Annotated in this window: 8 protein-coding genes; 7 read left to right on the top strand and 1 reads right to left on the bottom strand. The window is 65.2% G+C overall.

The window, feature by feature from the left end; genetic code table 11:
• The 4 genes from A2J02_RS01185 to secA all read left to right on the top strand — a co-directional run.
• A partial coding sequence (locus tag A2J02_RS01185; protein ID WP_231911394.1) for an LpqB family beta-propeller domain-containing protein occupies nucleotides 1-375 on the top strand: 375 nt, incomplete at its 5' end.
• A 47-nt stretch (nucleotides 376-422) separates the two neighbouring features.
• A complete protein-coding gene (locus tag A2J02_RS01180) occupies nucleotides 423-1,106 on the top strand; it encodes a ComF family protein (RefSeq protein ID WP_068045676.1) in 684 nt (227 codons plus the stop codon).
• 200 nt (nucleotides 1,107-1,306) lie between these two features.
• Nucleotides 1,307-1,975 carry a ribosome hibernation-promoting factor, HPF/YfiA family gene (gene hpf / locus A2J02_RS01175; protein WP_068045673.1) on the top strand — a complete coding sequence of 223 codons (669 nt, stop codon included), beginning with the start codon at nucleotides 1,307-1,309 and terminating at the stop codon, nucleotides 1,973-1,975.
• Between the two features lie 307 nt (nucleotides 1,976-2,282).
• Nucleotides 2,283-5,189 (top strand): preprotein translocase subunit SecA, encoded by a 2,907-nt coding sequence (gene secA, locus A2J02_RS01170; protein WP_068045670.1) that lies wholly within the window; start codon nucleotides 2,283-2,285, stop codon nucleotides 5,187-5,189.
• 37 nt (nucleotides 5,190-5,226) lie between these two features.
• Here secA and A2J02_RS01165 read toward each other — a convergent pair whose 3' ends face one another.
• Nucleotides 5,227-5,802, bottom strand: a complete 576-nt coding sequence (locus tag A2J02_RS01165; RefSeq protein ID WP_143536659.1) for an Rv3235 family protein — start codon at nucleotides 5,800-5,802, stop codon at nucleotides 5,227-5,229.
• A 185-nt stretch (nucleotides 5,803-5,987) separates the two neighbouring features.
• Here A2J02_RS01165 and A2J02_RS01160 point away from each other — a divergent pair, with 185 nt between their 5' ends.
• The 3 genes from A2J02_RS01160 to A2J02_RS01150 form a co-directional block, all read left to right on the top strand.
• Entirely contained in the window at nucleotides 5,988-7,433 is a 1,446-nt protein-coding gene (locus A2J02_RS01160) for a WS/DGAT/MGAT family O-acyltransferase (protein ID WP_068045666.1), read from the top strand.
• 11 nt (nucleotides 7,434-7,444) lie between these two features.
• On the top strand, nucleotides 7,445-7,969 hold the full coding sequence (locus tag A2J02_RS01155) for a DUF6912 family protein (RefSeq protein ID WP_068045663.1): 525 nt from the start codon (nucleotides 7,445-7,447) through the stop codon (nucleotides 7,967-7,969).
• A gap of 124 nt (nucleotides 7,970-8,093) precedes the next feature.
• Nucleotides 8,094-8,956: ferredoxin reductase (locus tag A2J02_RS01150; RefSeq protein ID WP_068045684.1), on the top strand; the 863-nt coding region annotated here is incomplete at its 3' end.

The following is an 8,956-nucleotide window of genomic DNA, read 5'->3' as shown; positions in this document are numbered from 1 at the left end:
GTCGTGTACGTGGCAACGGTGGTGCGCGAGCCCTCGGGTGTGTACTCCCTCACCGAGCCGAGGGCCGTGGCCATCGGACTCGGTAGCGACGCCACGAGTTTGGACTGGAGCACCGGCGACACCATCGTGATCGCGCGGGTCGCGACCGACTCCCCGGTGGTCCAGGTGAGCGTCGACGGATCCCGGATGGATCCGTTGCCGTCACGCAACCTGACCACCCCGGTGTTGGCGGTCGATGCCTCGCCGGAAACGGAGTACGTGGCCGATGCACGGGCCGTGTTCGCCCTCAACAACTCCGATCCGGTCGGCGACCGGTACTGGCGTGAGGTCACCGGTCTGGCCGGCGTGAAAGCTGTGCCCATTCTGCCCGGCTGACGTCGGTCGCAGATCTCTGTCGGTGGGCCGGGGCAGACTCCGCATCCATGCGGACGCTCCTCGATCTGGTTCTGCCCCTCGAGTGCGCCGGGTGCGGTGTGCCGGGGGAGCACTGGTGCGGAGGGTGTTCTCTGGCCCTGTTCGTCCCGCCCGTTGCCGTTCGGCCACGAGTCGATCCCGGTGTGCCCTGCTGGTCCCTGAGTACGTACAGCGGGCCGCGCCGCAGTGGTGTGATCGCGCTGAAGGAGCGAGGTCGGCGGTCGGTGGCCCGGCCTTTCGGGCGAGCGCTCGCCGAGGCCGTCGGACATCTACGCGACGCGGGTGAGATCGATCCACCGGAGCTGAGTTCGCTGATTCTGATCTGCGCGCCCTCTCGGGCTCGTGCGGCGCGGGCTCGTGGAGGCGATCCCGTTCTGCGATGCGCTCGAATCGCCGCCGAGCAGTTGGCACCCGAGCGTGTGCTCGTTCCCGAGTTGCTCCGCATGACCGGTGGAGTACGTGATTCGGTCGGACTGTCGGCGGGACAACGACAGCACAACGTGGCAGGGCGGATCGAGGCCGTCGGGCTGGCTCGTTCGCACGCCGACGCACGCGTGACGCCATCGGCGGAATTCACCGTTCTGCTGATCGACGACGTCGTCACCACCGGTGCCACGTTGGCCGAATGTGCAAGAGTGCTAACCGATTTCGGAGTCCCGGTAGCCGGAGCGCTGGTGGTGGCGAGTGCGTGACGGCGGAGGGGAAGGACACGCCGACAACCAATTCGGGGTGAACGGTGGCACACGAGTCGATGACCGACTAACGTCGCGGACACGCACCGACTGGACCAGATGTGAGGTGATGCCCCGGACTTTGATGCCGGAAGGTTCCCCATTCGGCATGCACACTTGCCGCGTCCAACAGTGGGCGTGGCCGATATCGGGAGGTACGCGTGACGACCCCTTCACAAGCCTCGGTTTTCTTCGACGAGAAGCCCTCGGAAGAACCCGCCAAGAGCAATGCGGACGTCGTGGTCAAGGGCCGCAACGTCGAGATACCGGATCACTTCCGGATATACGTCTCCGAGAAACTGGCTCGCCTCGAGCGCTTCGATCCCTCCATCTACCTGTTCGACGTCGAACTGCAGCACGAACGAAATCGCCGCCAGGCCAAGGCATGTCAACGCGTGGAGATCACCGCGAAGGGCAAGGGCCCGGTCGTTCGAGCCGAAGCGTGCGCCGACAGTTTCTATGCCGCACTCGAAGCGGTGACGTCGAAACTCGAGAGCAGACTCCGACGCACCAAGGACCGTCGCAAGGTTCACTACGGCGAGAAGCGGCCCGTGTCCGTTGCCGAGGCCACTGCCGAACTCGCCGAGGACGACACGCTGGCACTCGACCCCGACACGAAACTCGACACCTTCGAGGACGACCAGAGCGGCCCGGGGCACATCGTGCGGACGAAGACCCACTCGGCCGCACCGATGAGCGTCGACGACGCACTGTACGAAATGGAACTCGTGGGCCACGATTTCTTCCTGTTCCACGACAGCGCAACCGATCGCCCCTCGGTCGTGTACCGACGGCACGCCTTCGATTACGGCTTGATCAGACTCACCTGACCGGACCGATCGGGACGGTTCGACACGTTCGCCGTCCGTGAAATCTTTTCACCGCTGCAGGCTCGACGCCGGAGACTCGATCCCCACGTCGAGCCTGCAGTGCTGTGTCGGTGTTGTCCGAATGGCCGACCGGCGATCTCCAACGACCGATAGTCGGGCTGCCGGGTTCACAGCGACACCGCCTACCATGGACGCGTTCGGGTTACCCGCCGCGCAGATGTCGTGGTGACGAACCCGTGAGCTCGTGCAGTATGCAGTGTTGTTCGTACCAATACCCGTGAACCGAGGATCGAGGACGAGAAAGCCCGTGCCGTCGCTGTCGTTTTCCAAGCTGCTCCGTGTCGGTGAAGGTCGCATGGTCAAGCGGCTCAAGAGCATCGCCGACCACGTCTCGACCCTGTCTTCGGACGTCGAGAGCCTCTCCGACGACGAACTGCGCGGCAAGACCGCGGAGTTCAAGGAGCGGTACTCCGCAGGCGAGACCCTGGATCAGCTCCTGCCCGAGGCCTTCGCCGTGGCCCGTGAGGCGTCCTGGAGAGTGCTGTCGCAGCGGCACTTCGACGTACAGGTCATGGGCGGTGCCGCTCTGCACTTCGGCAACATCGCCGAGATGAAGACCGGTGAGGGCAAGACACTGACGTGTGTTCTCCCGGCTTACCTCAATGCCATCTCCGGCGAGGGTGTGCACGTGGTGACGGTCAACGACTACCTCGCCAAGCGCGACTCGGAGTGGATGGGCCGCGTGCACCGCTTCCTCGGTCTCTCGGTCGACGTGATCCTGTCCGGCATGACCCCGGTGGAACGCCGCGCCGCGTACGCCGCGGACATCACTTACGGCACCAACAACGAGTTCGGTTTCGACTACCTGCGCGACAACATGACGCACTCGCTCGACGATCTCGTGCAGCGCGGCCACAACTTCGCCGTCGTCGACGAGGTCGACTCCATCCTCATCGACGAGGCCCGTACGCCGCTGATCATCTCGGGACCGGCCGATGCGTCGAGCAAGTGGTACGGCGAGTTCGCCCGTATCGCGCCGATGCTCAAGGTCGACACCCACTACGAGGTCGACATCCGCAAGCGGACCATCGGTGTGCACGAGGCAGGCGTCGAACTGGTCGAGGATCAGCTCGGCATCGACAATCTGTACGAGGCCGCCAACTCACCGCTGGTGAACTACCTCAACAACGCGATCAAGGCCAAAGAGCTCTACACCAAGGACAAGGACTACATCGTTCGCGATGGCGAGGTCATCATCGTCGACGAGTTCACCGGCCGCATCCTGGTGGGACGCCGCTACAACGAGGGCATGCACCAGGCGATCGAGGCCAAGGAGAAGGTGGAGATCAAGGCCGAGAACCAGACTCTGGCCACGATCACGCTGCAGAACTACTTCCGCCTCTACGACAAGCTCTCGGGCATGACCGGTACCGCCGAGACCGAGGCCGCCGAGCTCCATCAGATCTACGGTCTGGGCGTCATTCCGATTCCGACGAACCGTCCGATGGTCCGAGTGGACAACGGCGACCTGATCTACAAGACCGAAGAGGCCAAGTTCGACGCGGTCGTCGACGACGTCGTCGAGCGGCACGGCAAGGGCCAGCCGGTCCTCATCGGCACGACGAGCGTCGAGCGCTCGGAGTACCTGTCGAAGCAGTTCACCAAGCGCGGCGTCGCACACAACGTGTTGAACGCGAAGTTCCACGAGCAGGAAGCGACGATCATCGCCGAGGCGGGCCGGCAGGGCGCGGTGACCGTCGCGACCAACATGGCCGGTCGTGGTACCGACGTCGTGCTCGGCGGCAACCCGGACATCCTCGCCGACCTGAAGCTCCGGAAGCAGGGCTTGGACCCGGTCGAGACCCCCGAGGAATACGAGGCCGCCTGGGAGCCTGCTCTGGAAGAGGTCAAGGCGCAGGTCAAGGCCGATGCCGATACCGTGCGCGAGGCCGGTGGGCTGTACGTCCTCGGTACCGAACGGCACGATTCGCGCCGCATCGACAATCAGCTGCGAGGCCGCTCCGGTCGTCAGGGTGACCCGGGCGAATCGCGTTTCTACCTCTCTCTCGGCGACGAGTTGATGCGTCGATTCAACGGCGGCGCACTCGAATCGATCATGACTCGGCTCAACCTGCCCGACGACGTCCCGATCGAAGCCAAGATGGTGTCCAAGGCCATCAAGAGTGCTCAGACGCAGGTGGAGCAGCAGAACTTCGAGATCCGCAAGAACGTTCTCAAGTACGACGAGGTGATGAACCAGCAGCGCACCGTCATCTACGAGGAGCGCCGCCGCATCCTCGAAGGTGCGGACATGGAGGGCCAGGTCGAGGGCATGATCACCGACGTGATCACCGCCTACGTCGACGGTGCCACCGTCGAGGGCTACGTCGAGGACTGGGATCTGGAACAGCTCTGGACCGCGCTGAAGACTCTCTACCCGGTGGGAATCGACCACAAGGTCCTCTCCGGCGAGAACGAGGACGGCGAGAAGGGCGACCTGACCCGCGACGAATTGCGTGAGGCGCTGCTCGAGGACGCGCGATCGGCGTACGCCAAGCGCGAGGCCGAGATCGACGGTATCGCCGGCGAGAACGGAATGCGCGAACTCGAGCGTCGAGTTCTGCTGTCGGTTCTCGACCGCAAGTGGCGCGAGCACCTCTACGAGATGGACTACCTCAAGGAAGGCATCGGCCTGCGCGCGATGGCGCAGCGCGACCCGCTGGTCGAATACCAGCGTGAGGGCTACGACATGTTCCAGGGCATGCTCGACGGCCTGAAGGAGGAGTCGGTCGGCTTCCTGTTCAACCTGCAGGTCGAGGCCACACCGGCTCCGGCAGGTCCGGCAGCCTCTGCAGGTCTCGCAGTGGCTCCTGGACTGTCCTCTCCGGTGGGCTCCGGCCGCCCGGCAGCGACACCCGCCGCAGCACCTGCACCGACGGCACCTGCACCGACGGCTCCCGCACCCACCGCTCCGGCACCTACTGCTCCTGCGGTGCCCTCGGCGCTGCGGGCGAAGGGTCTCGACGAGCAGGAAGACCAGAGACTGACCTTCTCCGGTCCGGCCGAGGGCGGCGGCACTGCCGTTCGTCGATCCGGGCCGACCCCGACCGGCAGCGAGTCCGCGGCCGAGGGCACCCGCCGCGAACGTCGCGAGGCGGCGAGAACGCAGAGCAAGGCTCCCAAGAAGGCAGCTCGCTCCAAGCGCAAGAGGTAGTACACGACGGTCGCGTCGCCGCGGGGCGACGCGACCCTCACCCCACTCGCAACGACGTGACCGTCCACCCGGGGCGGCGCGGGTCGATGGCGAGCTCGATTCGGCCCGCGAAGGCGAACATACGTGGGCCGCGAGTGTACGAGCCGAAGATCTCCGCCGAGACATCCGACTGATACGCCACATGAACTCGACGCACTGCGGCGAAACCGAGTCGCCTTCCTGGCGGTGGGTTTCGCACTATGGTCCGCACCAGGTCGATCATCGAGGCGGTGAACAACGGCGACAGCTGGTCTGCGCTGCGTCGACGATCGATCACCTCGATCATCATGCGCATCGCCCGGTCGGCACTCGAGCGCGCATCGGCGGGCACCGTCGGCCGGCCGGGAGGCTCGATGCGCCGTCGAGAACGGCTGCTGCGCACGGAGGGTCGGTGTCGGGCGGGCGGCGAATCGGTGATCGCCGCTGGATCCCACGTGTGCACGGCACCGGAGCTGAGCGGCGGCTCGAACGGAGCGGCACGCGAGAGAAAGCAATGATGTTCGGCGCGGAGTTGCGAGCCCGGGGCCGAGGTGTCCGCGATGTGCGGCGGGTCGTTCGATTCGATGACGCTCACACCGACATTGACGGTCCGAGCGCGCGTTCGGTTCCCGTCGAAACCCGGGAACAACACGCGACACGGTCCTCGAACGACCCCGAGACCGACATTCGTCCGCCACGTACTCTAGGTTCGAGCACACTGCGCGCTCGGCCACAGGAATCGGCGCGTACTTCACGCGAGGACGGGGACTGGAACACGCGATGGCGACCAGGCTGACAGCGCAGGATGCGTCGTTCTATTTTCTCGAGGCCAGTAGCAGCCCGATGCACCTCGGGTCGCTCGCCATCTTCCGGACTCCGCGCAGTGGATTCAGCTACGACCGTCTGCTGTCGTTGGTCGAGCAACGCCTGGCATTGGTTCCCCGGTACCGGCAGAAGGTGCGTGAGGTCGCCTTCGGGCTGGCCAGGCCGGTGTGGGTCGACGACGCGGATTTCGACATCACCTACCACATCCGCCGTTCGGCACTACCCAAGCCGGGTTCGGACGATCAGCTGCACGATCTGATCGCGCGGCTGACCTCGCGCCCACTCGATCGCACCCGTCCGCTGTGGGAGATGTACCTGGTCGAGGGGTTGTCGAAGAATCGTTTCGCCGTCTTCACCAAGTCTCACTCGGCGCTGGTCGACGGTGAACACGCGCTCGACGTCGGTCAGGTCATACTCGATGCCAGCAAGAATCCGCCGCCGATGGCCGAGGAACTCTGGATGCCCGCGCGCGAGCCCAAGGATTCGGCGTTGGTCATCGATGCTCTCACCGACTTGGTGGTACGTCCGGGGGAGAGCGTCGAGGCACTGCGCGGCGCGGTCCACGGCGCTGCCGGTGTCGCGGGTGGGGCCCTGCGGGCCGCAGCGAAGGTCGCGGCCGTGCTGCGCACCGCGACCCAGAGCGCGCCGTCGAGTCCGCTGAACGCCCCGATCTCGCGAAACCGCAGATTCGCGGTGGCCAAGACCGAGCTCGCCGACTATCGCAGAGTGCACAACAGGTTCGGCTGCTCGATCAACGACGTGGTGCTTGCTGTCGTCACCGGGGCACTGCGCAATTGGTTGCTCTCCCGAGGCGAGCCCGTCACGGCGTCCTCCACGGTGCGGGCCATGGTGCCCATGTCGGTGTACGTTTCGGTCGATCGGGTCGGTTTCGGAGATGCGGCCGATCGGCCGATCGATGCGACCGAGGAAGATCGCAGCGAGGTCTCGTCGTTTCTCGTCGACCTGCCCGTCGGTGAATCCAATGCCGTGGTGCGCCTCTCGCACATTGCGCACGCCACCGAGGCCCACTCCAAGCAGAGTCGCGGCGTCACCGCTCAGACCTTGATGCGGATCTCCGGATTCGCGCCTGCGAGCCTGCACGCGATGGGCGCGCGAGCGGGTAGTCGGCTGTCCCAGCGGGTGTTCAATCTGATCGTCACCAATGCCCCCGGACCACAGTTCCCGCTGTATGTGGGCGGTGCGCGCATGCTCGAGATGTATCCGGTGTCGCCGCTGTTCGAGAACCAGGCGATGAGCATCGGGCTGACGTCCTACGACGGCTACGTGTTCTTCGGGCTCAATGCAGATCGAGGTGCCATGCCCGATGTGGACGTCGTCACGGCGCTCCTGCACGAGGCGCTGGAAGAGTTGGTCGACGCGAGTAACGAATCGAGAGTGTGAGGTCTTCTGTCATGCGTGTCTACGTTCCGGCGACGCTGGAGTTCTTGAAAGTGCTGTCGGCGGAGGGCGAGTTCAGCCCGGTCTCGCGCACGGCCTTCGCGGTGACACCGACACTGCGTGAGGCCTATTCGTCCGGCGACGACGAGGAGCTCTCCGAGGTGGCGATGGGGGAGGCCGCCCGGGCCTCTCTGCGTTTGATCGCCGCAGCAGTCGACGACGAGACCGACACCGGGACAGTCGCCGAAGGGGTGGTGTACCGGAGGGCGGTGATCGCGGCCGATGTCGACGATCCCACTCTGCGTCCCGATCTGGACGACGCCGTCGTCCGCCTCAAAGAGCCGTTGCGGATGGATCAGGTCGCGTCGGTCCACGTCGATCTCGAAGGTGCCGAATCGGCGGTCGCCAAGGCCGTCGCCGCGGTCGATGCCGCGGACATGGGAGACGAGGATGCGGAGTTCGTGCTGGGAGATGCCGAGGATCACACGCTCGCGTGGTACGCCCCGCAAGAGTTGTCGTTTCTGCTCGAACTGCTGTGATTCCGTCGTGTTCGTTCGCGCACGATTCACACCGACACAGGTGTTCCCGAACCCGAACCTACGGTAGCGTAACCTCGATGACCGCAAGCGGTTCAGTATCTCGATCGAGGGGATGGAACACCCGATGGATCTGAAGAAGTGGCTGGAGGCTCCGGCGGCCGGAGTATCGGCCCCCAAGCGTCCGAGACTGAACATGGTGCGTGGTGCCTTCACCCGCATCACCACCCCCTTGTTGCCCGACGACTACCTTCATCTCGCGAATCCTCTGTGGTCGGCACGCGAACTCCGCGGCCGCATCGTGCGAGTGGAGAAGGAGACCGCCACGGCGGTGACCCTGGTGATTCAGCCGGGTTGGGGCTTCAATTTCGACTACCGGCCCGGTCAGTACATCGGGATCGGGTTGCACCTCGGCGGGCGATGGCACTGGCGGTCGTACTCGTTGACCTCCCCGCCGAACTGGGAAGACAAGCTGATCTCCATCACCGTCAAGGCGATGCCGGAAGGCTTCCTCTCCTCGCATCTGGTCGGCGGTGTGCCGCAGGGGACCATCGTTCGGCTGGCCGCCCCGAAGGGCAATTTCGCGCTGCCCGTGCCGCCGCCGAACAAGATCCTGTTCGTCACGGCCGGTAGCGGCATCACCCCGATCATCTCGATGCTGCGGGCCTTGGATCGCCACGGCGACATGCCCGACACCGTGCACATCCACTCGGCACCGACCGAGGACGAAGTCATGTTCGCGGCCGAGATCGCTGCGCTCGAGAAATCGCATCCGAACTTCACCTCGCATGTGCAGCTGACACGATCGGACGGCAAGTTCGCACTCGCCTCGCTCGACGAGCTCTACCCCGACTGGCGCACGCGCGACACCTGGGCGTGTGGACCGGCAGCACTGCTCGAGGAGATCGAGAAGACCTGGAAGCGAGAGGGAATCGAGGACCGGCTTCATCTGGAGCGGTTCGAGATCTCGCGCGCCGATACCTCCGGTGC

Source organism: Rhodococcus sp. EPR-147 (assembly GCF_001647185.1).
Taxonomy (GTDB): domain Bacteria; phylum Actinomycetota; class Actinomycetes; order Mycobacteriales; family Mycobacteriaceae; genus Rhodococcoides.
This window is presented reverse-complemented; position numbering and strand designations above follow the sequence as displayed.